This window comes from Limnovirga soli (genome assembly GCF_013106755.1).
Lineage (GTDB): Bacteria > Bacteroidota > Bacteroidia > Chitinophagales > Chitinophagaceae > Limnovirga > Limnovirga soli.
This window is the reverse complement of the sequence record NZ_WHPF01000003.1, coordinates 11,952-37,084: the sequence shown is the minus strand read 5'-3', so window position 1 is coordinate 37,084 and position 25,133 is coordinate 11,952. Positions and strand designations below refer to the sequence as shown.

Here is a 25,133-nt window from a genome sequence, read left to right as displayed (position 1 = left end):
TGAATTTGCTTTTTAGTAAACTATTTTACACTTTTAACATGTAATCTGGCTGTTTTTTGCTGCCATAAAAACCGAACCCCGAACCGAGCGTGGCAAGTAAAGCTTAATATTAGTTCTACTGCCTGCGACCAAAAAATAAAACCCTTACTAGTTATTGCCTTATTATGTTTTCATGATGGACTCTTCCATATTGTATATCATTACAATTACTTTCATTAACGCAGCTGAATGGTTAATATCGGCCTTATCATTTACCGGCCACTCACCCACTTGAATGGTTTTGTTGGCATCTAAATTTTTTTGCTGAAACTGCTGCAATTGCTGGTTATAATAATCGCCCAGAATGGTCATCTCCTTATCAGTTGGTTTGCGGCAAACAATAAGCCTGAATGCATTGCTGATTTGTAATTTTTGATCGGCATTTTGAACCAATAGTTTTTGCGCCAATACCCTGGATGCTTCCAGCACCAATGGATCGTTCATCATAATTAAGGCCTGCAAAGGTGTGTTGGTCTTGGAACGTTTTACTTCGCATTGATCGCGGTTACTGGCATCGAACATTACCATAGATGGCGGTGGTACCGTAAGTTTTATAAAGGTGTACATACCGCGGCGGTATAAATCCTCTCCATGGTCTTGTTTATAAGTAGCCAAAACGCCACGGCCCGAAGTAGCAGACTCCCACAAACCGGCTGGCTGGTAAGGTTTTACACTAGGGCCACCTATAACAGGCACCAATAAACCACTACTGGCCAATACCATATCCCGAATAAACTCGGCAGTTAAACGGGTTCGAGGCCCACGTGTATAGAATTTGTTTTCAGGATCTTTCTCCAGCTTTTCTTTGGTGGCAATGGTGCTTTGGCGGTAAGTAGCAGAAAGCAGTATTTCTTTTAGCAGGTATTTTACATCCCAGTTGTGCTCCATAAAATCAACTGCCAGCCAATCCAGTAATTCAGGATGGGTGGGCAGTTCGCCCTGCATACCATAATCGCCGGTAGTTTTTACTATACCCCGGCCAAAAATATCTTGCCAGATCTGGTTTACAAATACCCGGGCGGTAAGCGGGTTTGATTTATCTACCGTCCACCTGGCCAAACCAAGCCGGTTGCGGGGAAATTTGGTAGTATCAAAGGGCATTATAGACTCAGGTGCGGCAGCGTTTACCTCAACAGTGGGTGCATCATACCTGCCACGGTTTAAAATATATGTTTTGCGCAGGGTATCTAATTCGCCCATAACCGAAATGGTTAACATCCCCGTATCTTTTTTATGAATAAAACTCAGGGTTTTCTGTATATCAGTATCGCCCAATACCAGAAAAGGTGTTTTGGCCGGTTTAGAAGTACTTACATCTCCCTCATAACCCGCTTCTTTGGTATTATTAAAAAAGGCGAGCATCTGATAATAATCCTTTTGGGAGAATGGATCATATTTATGATCGTGGCATTGGGCACATTCCATGGTTACACCCAAAATACCCTTGGTAAAGGTTTTGGTTTTATCTACCAGGTACTCAACCCTGTATTCTTCCGGAATTACACCACCCTCCTCGGTATATTTATGATTACGAAAAAAGCCGGTTGCCAGCATTTCTTCCTGGGTAGCATTGGGCAGCATATCTCCGGCAATTTGCCAGGTAAGAAATTGGTCGAAAGGCAGGTTTTTATTAAATGCATGAATTACCCAATCACGCCATGGCCATTGGCTGCGAATATTATCATCCTGGTAACCATAACTATCGGCATAGCGTGCAATATCCAGCCAATGCAAAGCCATTTTTTCGCCATACTGTGGCGTTTGCAATAATTGATCTACTACTTTTTCATAGGCTTTATCAGAATTATCAGCCAAAAACTTATCCATCATAGCAATTGATGGTGGCAACCCGGTAATATCAAAACTTACCCTTTTGAGCAGTCTTTCTTTATCTTCTGCCTCATTAGGCGCAGTGTTTAGCTGATCCAGCTTTTGCATTACAAAATAATCAATGGCATTTACCGGCCATTTATCATCACTTATTTTGGGTAAAGGCGCTTTTACCGGACTGGTAAAGGCCCAATGTTTCTGGTATTTGGCACCTTGTGCAATCCATTTTTTAATAAGTTGAACTTCAAATGGGGTTAAAGTGCCTAAGTGCGCATTGGGCGGCGGCATCATGTAACTGGTATCGGTAGACGATACTCTTTTAAACAATTCCGATGCATCTACATTACCGGGCACAATGGCATAAGCGCCTTTGGTTTCTTTTAATGCGGCATAGGCACTATCAGCAATATCCAGTCGTAGATGGGCTTCTCGCTTTGCCGCATCCGGACCATGACATTTAAAACATTTATCAGAAAATATGGGTCTGATATTGAAATTATAACTCACAGAATCAGGAAGCACGGTGCCTTCTGCAATAGCTTCTGAATCGCTGCAGCTATCCAAAGCCGCAATAACGATAACAACACCAAAAATAGCTAGGATAATTTTATTCTTCATACAAATGGCAATTACTAAAAATAAGGCAAAAATTGCATAACCGCCATTGCAAACGTTTGATTAGGGTAACTGAGTAAGGGTTTTTATTAAAATAGAAGTGAAAAACAGCCGTGGAATTGGCTACAACTGTTTTTAAAAATGAACTAGAACTTATAAAAGCAGTTTATTTATGATGAGCCAGACTACATAACAATAGTATGCTTTACTTGCGTCGCACTCTTATACTGCACCGCCATGGGCAGCAAATTCGGGCAACACCAGATAAGTATTTATACCAAAGCAAATCATCAATCAGCCCTTGGTTCAATGGTTTTTGGCACGCTTATAAACGCCTGGGTACCTTTACCTGGGCTGCTGCTAATGTCAATAGCGCCTTTAATCAATTGCATCCGATTCACCATATTACGCAATCCCAATCCAGTATTGGTTTCCGCTTGAAGTGCAAGGGTGTCAAAACCTTTTCCATCATCTGTAACGGTAATAGCGAGTTGCTCTAATTGGTAATCCATCACAATAGTAATGGCATGTGCATCGGCATGTTTCACAATATTGTTCAGCAGCTCCTGCACAATTCTAAAAACCACCAATTCATTTTGCAGCGGATATTTTTCTGCACTACCATTCACCAGCAAAGCAGCTTTGTATATACCCGATTTATTTAAAAACACTACTTGCTGGTCAATAGCCTGCACCAATCCAATTTCATTAATAAAATCAGGGTTAAGGGTTCGCGACAAATCACGTAAATCCTGGATTACTTTAGTTAGGAGTTGTTTAGATTCTACCAGTTTCTCCTTCGCCGTTTCCTGTTCGGCCACATCAATGGTATTAATGCTGAGTTTAATAAAACTCAATGCCTGCCCAATATTATCGTGGATTTCCTGGCTCAGGGTTTTAAAAGTTTCTTCCTGAATTTCCAGGCGAGTTTGGAGTAGGGTGTTTTGAAAGGAGGATTGCATATCTTTTTTCTCCTGAAGCATTTTCCTTTTTCTGGCATTATAATATGAAATCATTACAAGGAAAGTCATACCAAGAAATAACAATACGACAATAACAGCTATTATCAATAGTATCACTTCGTAGTTTTCGCTTGTGTACGGCATAAATAAAATGAATACGTATAAGCTGAATATAAAATAGCATTACTTGCAGGTACTATGTATCTATAAAGTGATTTATTACCAAGTTCAATATTATGCTTATGAATATATTGATATAAGCCAAGTATTACCAAAGTACTAAGTGAAAATAGTAGGTTAGCCGAATTTATCCAAAAATATGGTTCTTTTAATAAGGCCATATCTCTTTCCTCATTTCGTGCAAGATTAAGTAGCACCATGCAACTAAAGAAGATATTCAGTGACATTATCAATATTAAAGAGTATGAATTGAATGTATCTAATCCCTGCAATAAGACATAGTTGATGATAAGAAAGATTTCGAAAAAAATAGCACCAAACAAAAAAACTCTGGTTGCGAGTGTTTTGCCCATATCCAACATTTTAAAAAAAAGGCAAAGACTTAGGGGAGTAGAAATTATCAAATACAAATTATATACTTTATAATTATCCTCCCTATTTAAAATATTTGACAAGTAGTTGGCTGTTGTTTCAGTTATACACACAACTACTAATAAAGGCACAAAAAGTTCAAGCTTATTTTGCCGTAATTCTTTAGCAAATATAATTGCCATCAATAGACTTAAATACTGAAAATATTGATAATATTCGGGAAACATTTTTTAAGGTTTTAATCCACCAAGATCATATGCCGTAGAACCCAATCGGTCTTCTGAATCAATCCTATATGGAGCGAGGAAAACAGTATGCCTATTTATTCTTTTCTTATATTCAGCAGTACCTTCTGCTATGCCTTGGTTTTTTAGAAATTTTTTTGTGTATATAGCATTAATCACTCTTAACTCAATTTGAGAATTATCTCCACCTTCCGGAGGTTTAATGTCGTCTATCCATTTAAAAAGGTCCAACCCTTTAAATCTCACCTGCCACGTAATTTTCCTTTGCGGTTTTGTTCTAGAAGATGGAGTAGAATTTTCTCTTTCTGCAAATCCATATTCCCCTAATACTTTTTTATATTCAGCTATACATTCGTCAATATATGTAAAATCGACAGACCGCCCTTCGTCTTCGCCAGAAATTGCAGTTGGGGCATCTAAAATTTGTTTAATTTTTTCATTCATAATATTAATTTTTGAGGTTCTTCTCCGATAAAAATATTTTGATTTAGGGTTTTAACCCACCAAGGTCGTACGCTTTACTACCTACGATTTTTTCTACTATTACTCTAGATGGAGAGGTTACATACTGGTAAGGATATAGAAAAACAGTCAACCTATTCTTCCTATTATTATAATCGTCACTATCAGGAGGGAAATAAGCTTCTAGAAAATCCTGATTATAACGACCCAGACATATTCTTATCTCAGTGGCTCCTGATGATTGAACTTTTTTTAACCAATTCTCTAAATCCTTACTCTGAAAACGAACACCCTTTGTTAATCGACCTTTTCCATCCCTTTGAGCTGGGCTGGTATCATCTTTAATACCAAATCTGTCCATCAAATCAACATATTTTTCCAAACATCGATTTGAAAGAGCAGTATCTACTTCCTCTCCAGTATCATGCGAGAATAAAGAATCTTTAGTGGTAAAGAGTTCAAGGATTTTTAAGTTAGAAGAATCTTCAATATAACCGTGAGTAGCCTTATATGCATTAAAAACACTTAATGAATCTATTTCACAATTATTGGTTTGAACTGGATCTGTTTTACAACCAAAAAAAAACATTGAAGTTGTTATTAAACAAACCAATAAAACAAAAAGACAGTTTTTCGTTTTCATAATAAAATTTTGGGTAAGAATAAAATGAATTTACTGAATCAAAAATTCCCCAACAAACTTCTTAGAAAAATTTAATATATGTTCCCGTATTTTCACGGATTTTGTACCGTGTTTTAACGGTATTGCTTTTATATGTTTACTTCACTGCCGCCCAATGACACAACCGCACAAGTGTGCGACGCAAGTAATGCCTGTTTAATGATTTTTTGCCGGGCTAATAATGGCTGTTTTTCTCCGGGCCTTGGGGGAATTTATTTATTGTGCAGGAATTTTTTTTGGCAGGGTAAAATAGAAAGTGCTGCCCTGCCCAATTTGCGAGCTTACCCATATTTGACCATAATGGCGTTGTACAATTTTTTTACAAATAGCCAGCCCAATGCCGGTGCCGGGATAAGTAGCTTCGGTATGCAGGCGCTGGAAAACCACAAAGATTTTTTCGAAGAACTTTGACGGGATGCCGATACCATTGTCTTGCACATAGATTTCCCATGCATCAGGTTTCTCGGTACTGCCAATTTCTATTACCAATGGTTTTTTGCTTTTGTATTTAATAGCATTGCCCATCAGGTTTTGCATTAGTTGTTCTAATTGAGATTGAATACCTGTAACTTTTGGTAGTGGGTGTACCAGCAAGGTGATGTTTTGGCTTTGAATGGATGGCTCAAAAACCTGCCGTATGCTTTCTACCACCTCATTTAGATCTACCATTGCCAGCTGCTCTTTATTGGTGCCTATGCGGGAATATTCCAGCAAATCCATAATTAACTTTTTCATGCGAATGGCACCATCGGTTGCATAATAGATATACTGTTTGGCTTTTTCGTCCAGCTTATCGGCATACTGTTGTTTTAGCAATTCCATAAAACTATAAACCATTCGCAGGGGCTCCTGTAAATCGTGTGAAACAATATATCCAAAGCGCTGCAATTCTACATTTGACTCGGCAAGTTCCTGCGCCCGTTTTTCGAGTGTTTTATTTAATTCCAACAATAGATTTTCTGATGCTTTGCGTGCAGAAATATCCTGTGATGCACCGATTATTCTGATGGCTTTACCTTCCTGATTACGGATGATATACCCCCGATCGTAAACAAAGGCATAGGAGGCATCAGGCTTTAAAAACCGATATTCATTTTCCCAGTAGTTTTTTTCTTTATTGGCCAGTATTGCATTGCGGTTTCTGTTAACATCGGCCCAATCGTCTGCATGTGCATGTGCATTCCAGAATGCATCTACTTCCTCTTCACTTTGGGTAGCCCATCCCAATAGCACTTCCAGCTTACGGCCGGGCCTGAATACTTTCCCGGTTATTAAATCCCAATCCCAAATACAATCATTGGTGGCTTTTGTTAATAAATCGTACCGTTCGTTACTAAGGTGTATTTCGTATGCAGCTTTTTTACTTTCAGTAATATCTATTCCAATGCCCATCAGGCATTTATTACCATTGTATTCAATGGTATGTGAATTGATAAAATAAGGAATCTTTGTATTATGTTTGGTGAGCAATTCCACTTCAATGCCCGGCTCTTTGTTTTCAAATACTTTTTTTATCCGGTGTTTTATCCTTTCTCTTTCTTCTGCATCATAAAAATCGTAAGGCTGCATGGTACTTATTTCAGCAGCTGAATAACCGGTAACATTTTCGAAATTTTTATTCCAGCGAATAAAGTGACCTTCACTATCGTATAAATAAAAAACACCTGGTAAGCTATTGATAATATTATCCGACAATTCCTTTTCGTACCGGATTATTTTTTCGGTATTAATACGTTCAGTAATATCGGTAGCATGGCAAGCCACACCTATTATTTTATCCTCATCAACTATGGGTGTAAAATTTACCAGGCTCCAGCTTTCTGCCTTACCTTCTATTTTTGGTGAGGGATTTTCTACGGTAAAACTCTCTCCCTTAAAGGCCCGCTGGTAATTGCTTCTCCAAAAATCAACAAGTGAATGATTAAACCATTTGCTGCCTAATAAAGAATCTCCCTCCTTTAAATATACACCGCTATAAGAATGGTATTTATCAATAAAAACCTTATTGGCGGCAATTAAGGTAAAATCAGCAGCAACACTCCAGATGGTATCTTTGGTATTATTTATAAGTGCTTCTTTATTAATTCGCTCTCTTTCTTTCTCCCATTCTGCCATTAGCTTATTGCTAATATCATTTACCAGCACAAGTGTACAGGTTTGGTCATTATACTCAATTAAATGAGAAGTAATTTCCACGGTAATAAGTGTGCCATCTTTTTTATAATGTTTCCATATGCCATGGTAAACAGAGATGCCACCTTCCTTAATTCTTTCTAAATTATATATTTTTTCAACATCCTCCGGAGGCCTTATATCCTTTATGGTCATTGATAAAAACTCTTCCTTACTATATCCATAATGCCGAATGGCGGCATTATTTACCTCTACAAATTGTTTGGTGTCATAATTTACAATCCACATCGGCTGTGGACTATCCAAAAAAAGACTGCCATATTGTTCAGCAGATTTCTTTAATGCCAGCGCAGTTATTTTGCTTTCTGTAATATCTTTTTGAACAGACATTCCTCCAATAACATTGCCTTTACTATCCTTTAAAGGAAAAGCCGAACATTTTATAAAAACATCACCCTGTATAGGATTTAAAATTAAAAACTCTTCATTGATAGTAAATTCACCAGCCATTGCTTTTACAATAGGCAATTCATTGGGGGGTATAACATCCCGGGTAATGGGGTTACATATATGGTAAATATTAGACCAATCTTTTGTAGCAGAATCCTGGGGTGGCAAACCCAGCATCTTTTCCAATGCGGGGTTATACAACAATACTTCTCCATTCAAATTAACTAATGCCACACCTTCATCCATGGACTGAATCATGGTACTTAGCAAATACTCATTTTCCTGTATTTTATTGGCAGCTTCAATCTGTTCTGTTCTGTCTGCAAAAAATATCGCCACACCTTCATCTGCACTGGGATATATTCTGTATTCAATGTATTTCCCTAATAAGGGATACAACTCAGTTTTAATTAATGCCTGCCTGCTATGCATTACCAGCTCACAACTGGTTTTCAATCCCGGCATAGCCAGTGGGTCTTGATTAAACCATATCACTTTTTGTAAAAGCTCTATGGCTGGCTTATTGCCAAAATAAGCAGCTACGTTTTCATTAGCATAAATACATACCCAATTTTTATCCAGCGCTATAAACCCGTCTTTAATACTGCCTATCACATGTTGTAAAAGTTCGCTGTTGAAATGAGATTCCAGTAATAATTGGTGTAAGGCAGTTTCTTTTTCCTTACGCTCACTAATATCGGTTATCATCCAGCTGGTTCGCTTTGCATTTCGGTATTCGTCTCTAAAGTGGGAGGAAGAGTACTCGATATAAATCCATGTACCATTTTTCTTTTTAGCCATGGCTTCGCCACGTTTTGCAGTAGTAGCATTTTCCCCTTCAGGCAACAGCTCCAATTCAATAGCATTGTAATCAATAATTTCATTCCATTGCATGGCCAGTAATTCTGCTTCACTATATCCCAATAATTGGCAGAAATAAGTATTTACTTCCAGTATCCGATGGTCTTCACTCGTTAATACAAATCCGGTAATAGCATTGTCGGCAACAGATAAAAATTTATCCATAAAAAACAATCCCATTTTCTGCGCTTCCAGGCTTTCAGTAACATCTTCAATACTATGAATAATGGCTATCAAATTACCTTCTTCATCAAGTACGGGGGTATTAATGGGCTTCCAAAATCGTTCAATTAAATGGTGCGAATGGCCTTCGGGAATTTCAAAGCGCTGTACCTGCATCTCGTGCGGTAACTTATGTTCCAACACATACGCAAAAGAATGCTTAAACAATGCTACTGAAGTTTCCTTTGGGTCTTTTGGATTACTCCTGAACACTTCAAAAAAACCTTTATTTATCAGATCTTCCCTTTTGGTATGCGTGGCCTTTAAATAAGCATTGCTAATGGCTGTTACAGTAAATAATGGACTGTTTGGCTCAAGAATAATAAATAAACCTGGCAAATTATTAAAAACGGTAAGAAGATTATTTATTGCATTAATTTTCATATCCAGGTTTAGCCTTTATAAAATTACTGAATATAAATCTAAAACCATGCTTTCATTAACAATTGAATTAGCAAAATTACAATGATTTATGCGCAGGCTTAGGTACTGCTGGCATCGCCGCTTGTGTCACTCACTTGTACGTTCCAAACATATCTCAACAATTGGTGTTGGATTTCTAAAACCTTACTTAATCTTTCAATTAGCCAATTATTAGTTTATAAAAATCAACCACTTTAATCAAAAGCTTTTCGTTTGTAATTTACTCAACACCTATTTGTAACTTTATGCCTCAAAAATTATTTAATCCACATCATCACATCCTAATTGATACATGAAAATTTTAAGCTGCACCTCACCAGGCAATTTTGAATACCAAACACAGGAAACCCCTATTCTACAACCCGGCCATACTATAATTGCCATTAAACGTATAGGCATTTGTGGTACAGATTTACATGCATTCGAAGGCACACAACCCTATTTTTCATACCCCAGAATACTGGGCCACGAATTATCAGGCAATATTGTAGCCGCCAGCGATGCACCCGGTTTTTCAATTGGAGAAAAAGTTACCATCATACCCTACTTTAACTGTGGCACCTGTATTGCCTGTATAAATAATAAACCCAACTGCTGTACACAAATAAAAGTGTGCGGTGTGCATATTGATGGCGGCATGGCCGACTATTTCAGTGTACCCTCTTACTCGCTGGTACACGGAGATGATCTTAGCTATGAAGAACTTGCCCTAATTGAACCACTTGCCATTGGCGCTCATGGTATTGACAGGGCCAAAGTACAACCCGGCGAATTTGTGTTGGTGGTTGGCGCAGGCCCCATTGGACTGGGCACTATGGAATTTGCCCGCATAGCTGGCGCACAGGTAATTGCACTGGATATAAATGAAAGCCGGCTGGCATTTTGCAAAGAAAAGCTGGCTATACACCATACCATTAACGCCAAAGAAACCAATATAATGGAAGCATTGGCCACCATTACCAGCGGACAAATGCCCACGGTAGTAATTGACTGCACCGGAAACCAGCAAGCCATAAACAATGCGCTACAATACCTGGCTCATGGCGGCCGCTATGTGTTAATTGGCCTGCAAAAAGAAATGATCAGTTTTAGTCATCCTGAATTTCATAAAAGAGAGACTACTTTAATGAGCAGCAGAAATGCTACCCGCGACAACTTTAACCATGTTATTGCCTGTATAAAAAACAAACAGGTAAACCCGGCTAATTATATTACCCATACCACCCATTTTGATAATGTAAAAAATGAGTTTGCCAATTGGTTAAACCCGGCAAATGGCGTAATAAAAGCCATGATTACAATGGACAACCTTTAATTTTTGCCCCATATAGTTATGCCGTACACGTGTGCGACGCAAGTAAAGTGGCACAAAGCGTTTTGCCTGGCCAATAAATAACCGTTTTTCAATTATTGCAATGAGTAGTAAACTAATATCAATGGAGCAGGGAGATATCAATCAATCTCCTTTACGAGCCGCCTATCACCATCAATTAACTGATGCTACCAAAGCATTAATTGAAGAAGATGCCAAATACTTTTTACACCAGGCATTATCTACACCGGTAATGAACGCCCTGTCTAAAACCGAAGGTCCTTTTATTTACGATATGGAAGGCAAAGCCTATCTGGATTTGCATGGCAATGGTGTACACAATGCAGGTTTTAGTAACCCCTATGTTATCCAAAAAATAATTGAGCAGTTAAAACAATCATTGGCCTTTACACCCAGGCGTTATACCAATGTGCCCGCCATAGAACTGGCAAAAAAATTAGTGGCGGTAACACCGAAAGGATTAAACAGGGTTTTGTTTTGCCCGGGTGGCTCAGAAGCCATAGAAATGGCGGTAATGCTGGCTAAACAGGTAACAGGCAAATGGAAAACCTTATCGTTTTGGGATTCGTACCATGGCACCGGATTTCAATCGGCGGCATTGGGTGGAGAAGAACATTTTACCACTGGTCAGGGCCCCATGGTACCTGGTGCTTTTCATGTAGAGTTTCCCAATTATTACCGCAACCCCTGGCAACTTACCCATATTGACGATATTGATGAGGCCTACCTGCGGCAAATAAAAATTATTCTGCAACGCAACCCCGATATGGCGGCAGTTATTGGCGAACCCATTTCGGCCACACCAGTGGTGCCTTCGGCCAATTACTGGAAAGAAGTTCAGTCCCTTTGCCACCAATACAATATGCTGCTGATTTTTGATGAAATTATTGAAGGCTTTGGCCGCACCGGTAAAATGTTTGCCTGCGAACATTTTGTAACACCAGATGTGCTGGTATTGGGCAAAACGCTTGGCGGCGGCATAATGCCTTTTGCAGGCATTGTAACCAAAGAGCAATACAATATTTTACAACACCGCTCCATTGGCCATTTTACCCACGAAAAAAATCCCCTATGCTGCACTGCCGGACTGGCCACCATCGATTATATACAGGAACACCAACTGGTACAAAATGCTGAAACACTTGGCCAATACCTGATGGATGAATTAAAAGCCTTACAGGATACTTATCCCATCATTGGCAATATTGCCGGCAAGGGCTTTCATATTGGTATTGACCTTGTAAAAAACAAAACCACCAAAGAAAGGGCGGTACAGCAAGCAGAAGCCATCATGTATCATTGTATGCAGCAAGGGGTAGCTTTTAAAATTATTGAAGGTAATATCATTACTATGCGCCCCGCACTAACCATTACCAAAGATCACTGCAATATGATTATTGATGCATTGCGAAATGCATTTGAAAAAGTAAAATTATCCTAGCCGCCTTCGTATAAAATTATTAGCCCTGCAGTTGATTAATAATGGGACTTTACTTGCGTCGCACTCTTCGGGGCTTTTCTCTTAGCCGAGCTATGAGCCGAACGTACAAGTGTGCGACGCAACCTAAGTTGCCCAAAGAACCCAGGACGGGTACATAAAATGCATTAAGGCTCTACAGTTACAATTACCCTTTTATACCTTGTTAATGCAGGACTTCCCTTATCTGTTACTTTTAAAACAAAATGGATGGTTTGCACACTGTTTACTACAGGTGCTGTTACAGGTATATCGTATAAGTTGGGCGAATATGGTTTTAAACTTACCGTACCATTAAAGGTACCTGCTTCGCGGTATTGAAACCATAAATAACTCATAGAGTCGCCATCGGGATCTGTGGTACCAGCTGCATTTAAATGAAATTGTTCGCCAGACTTTACTGTAAACTTATCACTGGTAGCCAACTTAGGCACTGGCGGATGGTTACACTCATTAAAATTCTTTGTTGTCCATAAAATGCGCGCAGCAAAATCATTTTGAAATTCGGTGCGCCAGCGCCAGATGGTTTCCCGGTTACCTGAATATGTATTTTTATCTAATGGCGATACTACAGAATCGCTGGCATTTGTCCAGATGGGTCTGGTTTCAGGCTCATCCTTTGGCCACACATCCCGTTTAAACCTGCCAGTGTTTGAGTCTTGAAATTCGGGTAAATAATATTCATACCGGCCACCCCAGCCGCCATAATTGGGATGTTCCGGATCATTAAGTCCATTATTGATCAGATTTAAAAAAGAGGGCGTATCACCTTCCATACCATATGCCACATCAGGGTAGGCAGCACCCAGCGGACCATGCCCCTGCTGAATATTTTTTGCCAGCCAATCTGCGGAAGTAACTTCTGTATTGGAGCCCGACATTGGAAAAGCCATACCCAGCCAGGTGGCAAAAGCGTAATTATACCCTGGCGTAACTACATAAAACACTGATGGGAAATGCTGTCTTATCCAGGGGCCGCTATCATCCTGATCGCTGATGGTATATACCCTTAATTTTTTGTATAGTTTTTCTGCTTCGGTGGCGGTTTTGGTATGCTCAATTTTCCATAGTGCCTGTGCCAAAGTATTAGGGCCACCCCATACCGAAACCCATAAGGGCCGATCATCATTTTTCTCCAAAGTTTTTATAATCCAGTTAGCACCTTCAGACTCTTTTCCTTCACCCACTGCCTGCATACCATATATTGGCAAACCCTTTTTCACCTTGAGTTTTAGTTCATCGAATGTGGGATATCCCTTTTCGTGTTTTAATAAATTGGGTTGCACTTTTTTATAGGCTTCCAGCACTGTTAAAATACTTTCGGGTGCCACCCTTGATTGCTGATGAATTGAAGTGGTTGCAATTAAACCTTCAACATCCCACTGATTGGCATATAATAAAAAACGAATCAGGGATTGTGTATCATCGGGGTCGGCCTCAATATCTGTTAACACCAGCACACGTGGCTTTTTACCCAATTGCGCAAATACGGTTGAGTTAAAAATGGATAACACCAACCCTACTACCACTAGCGTAAACTTAACTTTTTTCATGTTGTTTGGTTTATGTACCCGGCTTTTGAATAGAAATGATGCTTTACTTGCGTCGCACACTTCGGGGCTTTGTTCTTTGCTGAGCCATGAGCCAAACGTACAAGTGTGCGACGCAAGGATGTTGATTTTTTTGCTATCGCCGGGCTAATAATACCGGCACAAAAACTACCTGGCCTGATTAAACAAAGCCAGCTTTGCATACAAATCATCTAACAATAAATGGGTATCCAGCTGGGTATATACCCGTATATTTCTTCCTTTATGGTTTACTTCGTACAAACCCTGGTTATTGATCACTGGCGATGGTCGCAACACATAATTGCTTGATGAAGGATCAGCTTCGAAAGATGATTGCAAGGCGGTTAACAACACCAGCGGACTATCGCCCAAAATATAGGTTTCGCCAACATTGAAATTGTATTTGAGGCCCATCTTCATTACCCGCTCTATATTGCTGGCAAGGTATTCACCAATTTTGCCCTGGGTTTTAACTTTCAACAGCAGGGATGAATAAGGCATCATTACCTGTCGGTAGGCATTGCGGGGAATTTGCCAAATTGGAATGGTGGATGTATTAAAGATCACCTGGCCGGCGTTGAGATCGATACCCAAATTATATTCCAGGCTGGTATATCCGGGTGGTGGGGTGGCCAATGCGGCGTATTCGGGACCGCCAATCCAGATTAAAGTTAAGCGGCCGGCAATTTTTGGCTCCAGCAAAAAAGCGCTTGCCAAATCGGTTAAACCTGCACCACAAACCACATACAACGGCTGTTTGGTATCATCACGCATGGCTTCTTTAATAATGGCATTTGCGGCATCGGATGGCTGTGCGGTACTATCATTAGCTAATGCCATATTAGCACCCTGATAAACAGGAATTTGTTTACCCAGTTGCATGATGTTCAAAACTTCTTCTGCTTTCTTTTTGGCGTTGGTGGCGGTTTCTTTGGAAGGATCGAAACCATCGCCTACTTTTAAATGAGATCCAATAATGGCGCGGATTTCAACGGAGGGAGACAGCAGGTGTTGTACCAATTCGAATAAGCCATCGGGGTCGCCACCAAAATCATTATCAATGATGATGCGCATTCTTGGTTTAACAAGACTATCTGCAAAAATTTGAGCAGCTTTTTTCTGCGCATGCGTTGATTTTGAAGGCCACACAATCAAACAACAAAACAGGATGACGAGGATGCTACTACTTTTTCTCATAAGGCAAATTATTTGGAAGATGTTTAAGTATTGTCATGCACAAAGCCGTTATTTTATCGCGGCTTTTGTAATTTGGCAATGCTATCATCATCTTAAAATCAGGGGAATTTAATTCTACTAGCGGTTACACTACATATTCATCTGCAATAGCTATTGCATCGCTGATGATGGCCAAACCTTCATCAATTTGTGCTTTGGTAATAATGAGTGGCGGAGCAATAAAAATATAATTCCACCGTACAAAAGTATACATGCCCAATTCCTTTATACGGGCAGCTACTTTATTCATGATCGCCATATCGTTTGGCTTTGCATTAAACGGGGCCATAGGTTCTTTGGTGTCCCGGTTTTTTACCAACTCTATACAACCCAGTAAACCCGTATTGCGCCAATCGCCTATGGATGGATGTTTTTCTTTTAACAATGCTACCTGCTCATCCAGGTAAGCACCCATGGCAGCGGCATTTTCTATCAGGTTATCCGCTTCATAAATATTTACCACAGCATACCCGGCAGCCAGTGCAGTGGCATGTGCCGAGTAGGTAAGTCCTAACATGAGCACATTATCATCGTAATGTTTGGCAATAGTATCCGATACAATTAATGCGCCCAATGGAATATAACCACTGGTAATACCCTTGGCTGTAGCAATCATATCCGGTACCACATCATGATGGTTTACACCAAACCATTTACCTGTACGGCCAAAACCACTCATTACTTCATCGGCTATAAAAAGAATGCCATGTTTTTCGCATAAGGCTTTTACCTGTTTTAAATATCCCGGCGGATATTTGATACAACCCGACGAACCGCTTTCCCCTTCCATGATAATAGCAGCCACGGTTTCAGGGCCTTCAAACTCCAGCAAACGATCTATATGCGATACACATTCCATATGGCAGCTGCCGTATTGCTGGCCCCATGGACAACGATAACAATACGCATCTTCAATATGCACCACATTGGGCATTTGTTGTGCATCGTGTTTAATTTTACGGGGGTCACCACCCGCCGTCATTGCACCAATTGATGCGCCATGAAAAGCCCTGTAACGTGCAATAATTTTGTGCCGACCAGTATAATCCCTTGCCAGTTTAATGGCATTATCTATAGAGGTGGCGCCACAAACCGTAAACAAGGTTTTGGTAAGATTGCCGGGTGTAATCTCCGCCAGTTTTTTACCCAAATCGCCCCGCACTTTGGTAATACATGAAGGTGTAACATAACTCACTTGCTGCATTTGCGCCACTACGGCATCGGTTACCCTATTATCGGCATGGCCTATGTTTGCGTTCATTAATCCAGAAGAAAAATCTATATACCTTTTGCCGCTATAATCGTACAGATAAACACCCTCAGCATGAGATACATTTATGGGATTCAGCCCCTTTTGTTTGCTCCAGCTAAAAAGGGTGTAATCCAGGTTATCCTGTAAAATGGCATCAATTTCTTCCTGCGTTTTTGGTGCATCCTGCATCATAGTATTGCATTTAAAATGGTATTGTTATTATTATTTTTTGAGCCCGGCACTTACCTTGCTATCAAACTTTACTTGCGTCGCACTCTTGTACGCCTGTCTATGGCCCGGCTGTTGATATTATTTTTGATGGTGGCACAAATCAACCAAATTCATATGATAGCACCTGCACTAACTCATCCAGTTTACACCCGCCTCGGGGTTCCATTTTACGGTTGCTTTTTTTAGTTTTGTCCAAAAAGCAATGGAGCTTTTACCGGTAATATCCCCTACACCAAACTTACTTTCGTTCCAGCCACCAAATGAAAATGGTTCACGTGGTACAGGCACACCCACATTTACTCCAATCATACCAGCACTTGCATTTTCAATAATATACCTGGCCATACCGCCGTTTTGCGTAAATACAGATGCCGCATTACCATAAGTGTTAGCATTCTCTATAACAAGTGCTTCATCTACAGTATTGGTGCGCATAATGCTGATAACCGGGCCAAAGATTTCTTCTGTGGCTACGGCCATATCGGGGCGCACATAATCTATTACGGTTGGGCCAACATAGGTTCCCTCCTCCTTGCCTTCTACTACAGCGCCACGGCCATCTACCAGTATTTTAGCACCCTGTGCTTCGGCTTCGGTAATAAATTGTTCAATGCGGTCTTTGGATGCTTTATTAATAACGGCACCCAGGTTTTTGCCTGGAATAATTTTACGGGCTTCTTCGCAAATTTTTTCAATAATATGATCGCTATTACCAACGGCCACCATAGCCGATGCTGCCATACATCTTTGGCCTGCGCAGCCACTCATAGATGCTACCACATTTAATGCTGTCATACCAGGTATTGCATCGGGTAATACCAGCAGGTGGTTTTTGGCTCCGCCCAATGCCAGGCAACGTTTAAAATTTGCTGTAGCACGCTGGTATACAATTTTAGCCACTTTGGTAGAACCAACAAAAGAAACGGCTTCTATACCCGGATGATCGCAGATGGCTTCTACCATGGCACTATCGCCATGTACAATATTAAAAACACCATCAGGCAAGCCGGCTTCTTTTAATAGCATTGCCAGGCGGCCAACTGTTAATGGCACTTTTTCTGATGGTTTGATGATCATGCAATTGCCCAGTGCCAAAGCATTGGGAATGGTCCAGTTGGGTACCATTGCAGGGAAATTAAATGGCACAATAGAAGCCACTACACCAACAGCGGCATAGGTAGTTCTGCATTCTATGCCCCGGCTTACTTCCAGAATTTCACCTGTAACCAATTGTGGCAGTGAGCAGGCAAATTCTGTTAGTTCAATACTTTTTTCTACTTCAGCAATGGCTTCATCCATGGTTTTGCCGTTCTCTTCACAAATGAGTTGAGACAACTCATCCATATGCTGGTGTAATAAGTTTTTATACCTGAAAAACACCTGCACCCTTTCTTTAATGGGCGTTTTGCTCCACCCGGCAAATGCAGCATTGGCAGCTTTTACAGCGGCATCCATATCTGCGGCAACAGATAAAGGCACGGTGGATAACAACTCGCCATTAAGCGGAGAAGTAACTTCTAGGGAAGCTGTGGATTGGCTATGTACAAACTGACCGTTTATATAATTATTAACCGGGCTATATTTCATTATGGTGCATCTAAAATTTGAATGAATAATTTTTAAAGTACGAATAAATTTACGAGGCTTGCAAAAAAAGAAAAGCGGGCATTACAGATATTTTATAAACTGATATTTAGCGCCTTAGCTGATATGAACCACCATGAAACAAAAACTGCAGCTGAGTAGTATTACTTCAGCTGCAGTGTGCGACGCAAGTAAAGCCCAATAAGCGCTTTATTGACCGGCTACAATAAACTACTCAATTAATTTAACCACCCTGGTTAACTGTCCCTGTTTGCTTACGCCTTCAACAATTACCCGAAAGCCTTGCGTAATATCGTTATTATAAAAAGGGATTTTGATAATATGATTTTCACGTGTAGTAAGAATCATGGGGTTCCAGTATAGTGTAGAACGCAGATCTTCCTCGTCGTTACGCTGATCGAAGCTGCCATAATTGGGTGAATAGAATTCTTTTTGACCGGTATAACCGATGATTTGTTTGTAAGGCAATGAACGGCTGGGGCCATTGTTTTGCTGGCTGGAACCTCTTTGTGTATATACGGCAATGGCGCCATTGGCACCACCACCAAAACTGCCAAAGAAAGGCGGCTGAAATACTTTTATATACGCAACGGTGCTCATATTCATACTGGTTAACTGGCTAATATCAACCGGCATTTCGTCAAGGAAAAAAGAAGGTGTACCACCCCGCCAGGTTACGCCATTGGTGCCGCCAACCGTACTAGAGGCATTGATTTGCAAACCTGCTACCCTGCCCTGTAAATAGGTTAAAATATTTTGAGCGGCACGGCTGCTGGGATCGTTGGCAATATCAAACTGCGTGGCATTGCCGCCGCTAAAGAGGCCGGATGTATAAGTATCGTCTAATATTTCGAGCTTGCTTTTTGTTTTGGCTTTTACGGTAACGGCTGCAAGTGTAGCACCTTCGGCCAGCTTGGCAAGTCGGGCTTGTTCCAGCGCAAAATAACGGAGGCGGTATTCGGTAGCAGAATCCATAAAATACAAAGCCCCGTTTTTATCAAAGAATATAGGCCGGGTTGATGGCGGCATACCCACATTAAATGCCACTTCTGTTTTATCGGCCAGGTTTTGGCTGCCTGCTATACGGTAATACACTTTTGTGGTATCGAACATAATAAGATTGGGCTCGGAAAAAGTACCATCCTTTTTAAGAAAGGATTGAATGGTTTTGCGGGCACTGTCTTTGCCTTTATCCAAAATCATGAGTAATAAACCGCCGGTAGATAAATCGGAAGAAGTGGCGCCAAACACCTTGCCTGACAAAGAAAGATAGGCAGTATCGTTGGGGTATTTAATCACCGGCATTTTGCCAGCAATTACCTCATCCCATTTAATTCTGCGCCAGCCATTGGTAAGCATTACCAGGTCTAAATGCTGCTGAATGGTATCGGTGGTATCAGAAAAATAATAGGAAGGTTTATAAACCCTACCCTTCAAATCGCCGGTTAACAATAAATGTGAAATAATATCATCGCTACTGTCAATACCCAAACCCGCATCAGTTATTGAAACAGAAAGATTTGCCTGCTGTAAATCGGGCATGCTGATAACCAGTGTATTCTTGCCACGTTTATTTAGGTTAATGGCGGCAAAACCAACTTCCGGCTCCAGCAGGTAATCGTTGTTATTTACAAATACAATTCGCTCTGCAACCGCTACCCAGTTAGAATCGAATAAGGTAACCTGCAAAATGCCTGATGCCAGATCTGCGGTGGGTATTGAGCCGCCAATAATAGGTGCCACATCCAATTTTACACCCGCCATATAAACCAGGTGTTGTTGCATGGTAGCTACTACATTAAGCTTCTTAAATTTATCCGGGGCCGTTTCATTACGCTTTATTAAAAAACCAACCTTATCCTTTACTACTTTTATTTCCAGGGTTACGCCCTGGGTTTTGGCGGCCGGCAAAGCTGTTTCAAAAGCAGCACCGCTTTCATCTTTCCATTTGGCAGTATAGGTTTCGCCGGCAACCGGCTCCAGCATAAATGCACCCATACCATCGTGCTGTGTAATTAAATCGGCTACAACTTTGCCTTTGTTGTTTATAATATTGCCTTTAACGGCGCAAGGCTTGCCGGTAGGGTAAATGGCTTTAAAAGCCACTTTATTATTAATACCCATAACAGCGTCGCCACCCTCGGGGAAGAACTGTATAACAGGTTTATAGGTTGCAGGGGTAATATTGTTAGCAGCTGGTTTTAATTGTACTACTCTTATATCCCTTTCATATAAAAAAGCAGTATCAAAATTCATCATCCAGCGGGTATAGCCATGCACATGCACTGTTTTACCTGTATAAGTAGTGGGTATATCAAAACTACCTTTGGCAGATGCTTCAACAATAGGCATTATATAATGCTTTAGCACATTTCCATTGGGGTCGGTAATATCTACATAGTAATTGGTACTTATAAAAGAAGGTTCGGTACCCATCATCAGGTAGGCTTTATACCAAATGGTTTCACCGGGTGCATAAGCAGGTTTATCAAATTGCATATAAACCCGCTCCTGAGGAAAATAATTGCCGTTTTGGTCAATATTGGTTTTTACTTTTTGCTGGTCTAATACCTGCGCCTGCGCTAGAAATGGCAATAAAGCAATAAGAACAAATAAGAATTTTTGCATAGCCTGGTATTTAACTAATTGTATAGTTATTTTATTCAAATTAAGTACATCTGCGTTTTACAATAAACACCTTAACAATTTTGCAACAGAATATTTTGATCCCTGTAAATATAAGCAGGTGGTTTTCAAAATTAGCTATCTTCAAACATTCAATACTATTTTATGTACAAACTATTATGCATTGCCCTTTTTTGCACTACCAGTGTGTTGGCACAAAAAACTGACAAAGCACTGCAGGACGAACTTTACCAGCTTACCAAAGACTATCATGGCACCATCGGCATTTATGTGCAGGATTTAAAGCATAATCGCATAGCCAGTATTAATGCAGATAGCATTTTTCCTACAGCCAGTATTGTAAAAATTCCTATTCTAACCGGCATTATGCAAAAAATTGAAAGCGGGCAGTTGGACTATCATCAACGTATTACCTATACAGATTCTTTATTTTATAACGAAGGCGACGATATACTGTCTAATTTTAAACCTGGCTCCACCATTGAACTTAGCAAGGTAATGATGCTGATGATAACCATTAGCGATAATTGCGCCAGTCTTTGGTTACAGGGCCTGGCAGGTGGTGGTTTCAGAATAAACCAAATACTCGATAGCCTTGGGTTTAAAGATACCCGCGTTAACAGCCGCACCCCCGGTAGAGAAGCCAACCGCAGCCAATATGGCTGGGGACAATCCACCCCACGCGAAATGGCCAGTTTTATGCAGCGCATAGTGCAGGGCAACATACTTAGTCAGGCCTCTGGCGAAAAAATGTTGCGCATTCTTAGCCGGCAGTATTGGGATGAAGAAGCTTTATCCCAGGTGCCACCGGGCATATTCACTGCTGCAAAAAGTGGTGCAGTAGATGCCAGCCGCACCGAGGTTTTGTATGTAAACAATGCGGCTAATCCATACATTTTTAGCATTTTCACAAAAAACAATACCGATAAAAGCTGGGAATACAATAACGAAGCCTGGGTGATTACCCGTAAATTATCGGCTTTATTATGGAAACATTTTAACCCCAAAAGCACCTGGCAAGGGCCAGCCGTTTCACAATAAAATTGGGGCTAAACATGTTTTGAGCCAGGCGATTCAATAGCAATGGGGCTTTACTTGCGTCGCACACTTGTACTAAAGAATGCTATGCAACTGTAAACAGCCGATATATAGAATTGCGATGTGTAAAAGTAAAACACAGTCAAACAATACTTTTTAATGGCAAACTATGGAAACCTGTTATTTAGCCATCTTAGTTTAACAATGGTTATACTATGCTAAAGCCAATAAAACACGATACAGCTGCCAAACATAAAAAAAGCAAATCGGTAAAGTCTAATATTGCCGTACACCCATTTGTATTGGCAGCTATAATGGCAGCTGTTACCGTTGTAGTGCTTGGCATTATATTTTTATGGCTTAGTGTTGCCTAACAATACAAGTACTTAAAACAACTGCCAATAACATTGCTTACAAACTTCTATTTTAATTTCCCATTTTCTGCCGCCATTGTATCCAACCTTACAAGAGTGCGACGCAAGTAAAGCCTCAGTAATAATCTACAGCCGGGCCCATTAACATTTTTATGTTTTAACTATTTACCCTCTTCTGGGTTATATAAAACAATTAACTTACCACAGCTAATTTTTATACATGCCAAAAGCCAACACCACGCCATTAATTTCTTTTACCAATCGTGGACTGTACTGCAGCGCCGGCGATTTTTATATTGACCCCTGGCGGCCTGTAGATAAAGCGGTGATTACCCATGCCCACAGCGATCATGCAAAAAACGGGAACAAACAATATTTATGTCATCATTTTACCAAACCCTTATTAGAAGCCCGTTTGGGCAATAACCATTATCAAAGCATTGGCTGGAATGAAGTGGTACGTATTAATGGCGTAAGCATTTCCCTGCATCCGGCAGGGCATATGATTGGGTCATCGCAAATAAGGGTTTCCCACCAGGATGAAGTATGGGTAGTTAGCGGTGATTATAAAACAGAAAACGATGGTATTAGCGGCGCTTTTGAACCCATACGGTGCAATACATTTATTACTGAATCTACTTTTGGCCTGCCCATTTATAACTGGCTGCCACAACACGACATGTATACTCAAATACAACAATGGGTACAAAACAATAAAGCCAAAAAAACCACCAGTATTTTATTTGCCTATAGCCTGGGCAAAGCACAAAGGTTATTGCAGGCATTGGCTATGTTTAACGAACCCATTTACCTGCATGGCGCCATTTGGAATATGCAAATGGCATTGGCAGCAACAGGTATCGCTTTTCCGCAGGTGGAGAGAATCACACCAGAAACACTCCGCGAAAAATTAAAAGGCGCTATTGTAATTGCCCCGCCCGGAGCCGAAGGCACCAGCTGGATGAAAAAGATGGAACCCTACTCCACCGCCGTTTGCAGCGGATGGATGCAGGTGAGGGGCAATGCCCGCCGCCGTAATACCGATATGGGATTTGCACTTAGCGACCATGCCGACTGGAAAGGTTTATTAGCAGCCATTACTTCCACCGGTGCAGAAAAAGTTTTTGTTACCCATGGCTTTCAGTCGGCACTTAGCCGTTACCTGAATGAGCAGGGCATTTGGAGCGCAGAAGTAAAAACCGCCTATGGCAATGGCGAAGAGGAAAACGAAAATGCTAACTCTGCAACAGATGCCATTAACACCACTATTACCACACAGCAATAAGCAGCATGCAACAATTTTCTTTACTGGTACATACACTGGGCACGGCTACAAAAACCAATGAAAAGCTGGAGGCATTGGCCACCTATTTTACTACGGCACCGACTAAAGATAAGGTATGGGTAATTGCCTTATTTAGTGGCCGCCGCCCCAAAAGAATGGCCAGTAGCGGTGTATTGCAACAATGGTGTTGTGCGTTGGCCAGTATACCCGATTGGTTGTTTCTGGAATGTTACCATACCGCCGGCGATTTGGCCGAAACCATTGCCCTTTTGTTGCCGCCGCCCACCAATACCACCCATACCCACAAACACCTGCACGAATACCTGGAACAGATTATTGATTTACAAAAAGCTGATGAAGCCGCCAAACAGGCTTTTGTAACCCAATGCTGGCTGCAAATGAATACCGATGAACGCTTTGTTTTTAACAAACTGCTTACTGGTGGCTTTAGAATTGGCGTTTCGCAAAAAATGATGGTAAATGCATTGGCTAAAACCATGCAAATACCGGCCAGCGCCATTGCGCATCGCATTAGCGGCAACTGGAACCCTGCCACCACTACCTACGAGAATTTATTAAGTGCCGAATCTGTTACCACCGATTTTTCCAAACCCTACCCTTTTTACCTGGCATATGCCCTGGAACAAACCCCCGAAACCCTGGGCAGCCCCGAAGAATGGCAGGCCGAATGGAAATGGGATGGTATTCGCGGACAATTGATTAAACGCAATAACGAATTATTTGTATGGAGCCGGGGCGAAGAACTAATGACGGACAAATTTCCCGAATACCAGGCACTGCTGGATAAACTACCTAATGGCATAGTACTGGACGGCGAAATAATTCCCGCTATAAACGGCAAACCCTTGCCTTTTGCCATTTTACAAACACGTATAGGCCGCAAAAACATTAGCAAAAAACAATTGCAGGATGCACCCATTGCATTTTTTGCCTACGATCTGCTGGAACATGAAGCACAGGATATTAGGCATTTGCCACTGGCTCAACGCCGGCTGCTGATGGAAAACATTATTGCAAATGCACAACACCCTACCCTGCAAATATCTCCGGTAATCCCATTTACCAATTGGCAAAGCCTGGTGCAAACCCGCACACAATCCCGTGCCATGCTGGCCGAGGGCTTGATGTTAAAAAGAAAATCGGCCCCCTACCAGGTGGGTAGAAAAGTGGGCGACTGGTGGAAATGGAAAATAGATGCACTTACTATTGATGCGGTATTAATCTACGCCCAAAAAGGGCATGGCCGCCGCAGCAACCTGTATACTGATTATACTTTTGCCGTAAAAGATGGCGACAAGCTGGTAAGTTTTACCAAAGCCTACTCAGGCCTTACCGATAAAGAATTTAACGAGGTAGATGCTTTTGTTAAACGCAATGCCATAGAAAAATTTGGACCGGTAAGAACCGTAAAACCCGAGCTGGTATTTGAAATTGCCTTCGAGGGTATAGCAGCCAGCAACCGCCATAAAAGCGGTGTGGCGCTTAGGTTTCCCCGCATGCACCGGTGGCGTAAGGACAAAAAAGCCGATGAAATAAATACCCTGCAGGATTTAAAAAATCTATTGCTTACCTACGGCAAATAAGCCAT

Annotated in this window: 17 protein-coding genes; 6 read left to right on the top strand and 11 right to left on the bottom strand. The window is 41.0% G+C overall.

What is annotated here, in order from left to right:
• Positions 1–162: 162 nt before the first annotated feature.
• From GD597_RS04050 to GD597_RS04025, 6 genes are all read right to left on the bottom strand, one after another.
• The gene (locus GD597_RS04050) at positions 163–2,487 is read right to left on the bottom strand and encodes a PSD1 and planctomycete cytochrome C domain-containing protein (RefSeq protein ID WP_171606542.1); all 2,325 of its coding nucleotides are present in this window, start codon (positions 2,485–2,487) and stop codon (positions 163–165) included.
• A gap of 287 nt (positions 2,488–2,774) precedes the next feature.
• A complete protein-coding gene (locus GD597_RS04045) occupies positions 2,775–3,515 on the bottom strand; it encodes a sensor histidine kinase (RefSeq protein ID WP_171606541.1) in 741 nt (246 codons plus the stop codon).
• A gap of 44 nt (positions 3,516–3,559) precedes the next feature.
• Positions 3,560–4,225 (bottom strand): hypothetical protein, encoded by a 666-nt coding sequence (locus GD597_RS04040; RefSeq protein WP_171606540.1) that lies wholly within the window; start codon positions 4,223–4,225, stop codon positions 3,560–3,562.
• Positions 4,226–4,228: 3 nt separating this feature from the next.
• The gene (locus GD597_RS04035) at positions 4,229–4,687 is read right to left on the bottom strand and encodes a hypothetical protein (RefSeq protein ID WP_171606539.1); all 459 of its coding nucleotides are present in this window, start codon (positions 4,685–4,687) and stop codon (positions 4,229–4,231) included.
• 43 nt (positions 4,688–4,730) lie between these two features.
• The gene (locus GD597_RS04030; protein WP_171606538.1) at positions 4,731–5,348 is read right to left on the bottom strand and encodes a hypothetical protein; all 618 of its coding nucleotides are present in this window, start codon (positions 5,346–5,348) and stop codon (positions 4,731–4,733) included.
• Positions 5,349–5,603: 255 nt separating this feature from the next.
• Complete coding sequence (locus tag GD597_RS04025) at positions 5,604–9,437, bottom strand: PAS domain-containing sensor histidine kinase (RefSeq protein WP_171606537.1); 3,834 nt, start codon at positions 9,435–9,437, stop codon at positions 5,604–5,606.
• Positions 9,438–9,768: 331 nt separating this feature from the next.
• On the opposite strand from GD597_RS04025, the gene GD597_RS04020 reads away from it, so the two are divergent.
• Entirely contained in the window at positions 9,769–10,791 is a 1,023-nt protein-coding gene (locus GD597_RS04020) for a zinc-binding alcohol dehydrogenase family protein (protein WP_171606536.1), read from the top strand.
• 100 nt (positions 10,792–10,891) lie between these two features.
• Positions 10,892–12,250, top strand: coding sequence for a (R)-1-hydroxy-2-aminoethylphosphonate ammonia-lyase (gene pbfA / locus GD597_RS04015; protein ID WP_216368507.1), 1,359 nt, complete (start codon positions 10,892–10,894; stop codon positions 12,248–12,250).
• Positions 12,251–12,414: 164 nt separating this feature from the next.
• Here the strand turns inward: pbfA and GD597_RS04010 are convergent, their stop codons facing one another.
• The 5 genes from GD597_RS04010 to GD597_RS03990 form a co-directional block, all read right to left on the bottom strand.
• Positions 12,415–13,839, bottom strand: coding sequence for a DUF1593 domain-containing protein (locus GD597_RS04010; RefSeq protein ID WP_171606535.1), 1,425 nt, complete (start codon positions 13,837–13,839; stop codon positions 12,415–12,417).
• A 165-nt stretch (positions 13,840–14,004) separates the two neighbouring features.
• Positions 14,005–15,054, bottom strand: coding sequence for a nucleoside hydrolase (locus tag GD597_RS04005; protein ID WP_171606534.1), 1,050 nt, complete (start codon positions 15,052–15,054; stop codon positions 14,005–14,007).
• A gap of 124 nt (positions 15,055–15,178) precedes the next feature.
• Entirely contained in the window at positions 15,179–16,537 is a 1,359-nt protein-coding gene (locus tag GD597_RS04000) for an aminotransferase class III-fold pyridoxal phosphate-dependent enzyme (RefSeq protein WP_216368506.1), read from the bottom strand.
• A 168-nt stretch (positions 16,538–16,705) separates the two neighbouring features.
• Positions 16,706–18,163 carry a CoA-acylating methylmalonate-semialdehyde dehydrogenase gene (locus tag GD597_RS03995; protein WP_171606533.1) on the bottom strand — a complete coding sequence of 486 codons (1,458 nt, stop codon included), beginning with the start codon at positions 18,161–18,163 and terminating at the stop codon, positions 16,706–16,708.
• Positions 18,164–18,391: 228 nt separating this feature from the next.
• A complete protein-coding gene (locus GD597_RS03990; protein WP_171606532.1) occupies positions 18,392–20,809 on the bottom strand; it encodes a hypothetical protein in 2,418 nt (805 codons plus the stop codon).
• A 162-nt stretch (positions 20,810–20,971) separates the two neighbouring features.
• On the opposite strand from GD597_RS03990, the gene GD597_RS03985 reads away from it, so the two are divergent.
• The 4 genes from GD597_RS03985 (at position 20,972) to GD597_RS03970 (ending at position 25,128) form a co-directional block, all read left to right on the top strand.
• A complete protein-coding gene (locus GD597_RS03985) occupies positions 20,972–21,868 on the top strand; it encodes a serine hydrolase (protein WP_171606531.1) in 897 nt (298 codons plus the stop codon).
• A 212-nt stretch (positions 21,869–22,080) separates the two neighbouring features.
• Positions 22,081–22,239 (top strand): hypothetical protein, encoded by a 159-nt coding sequence (locus GD597_RS03980; RefSeq protein WP_171606530.1) that lies wholly within the window; start codon positions 22,081–22,083, stop codon positions 22,237–22,239.
• 220 nt (positions 22,240–22,459) lie between these two features.
• Positions 22,460–23,524 carry a ligase-associated DNA damage response exonuclease gene (locus tag GD597_RS03975; RefSeq protein WP_171606529.1) on the top strand — a complete coding sequence of 355 codons (1,065 nt, stop codon included), beginning with the start codon at positions 22,460–22,462 and terminating at the stop codon, positions 23,522–23,524.
• Positions 23,525–23,529: 5 nt separating this feature from the next.
• Complete coding sequence (locus tag GD597_RS03970) at positions 23,530–25,128, top strand: ATP-dependent DNA ligase (protein WP_171606528.1); 1,599 nt, start codon at positions 23,530–23,532, stop codon at positions 25,126–25,128.
• Positions 25,129–25,133: the final 5 nt, after the last annotated feature.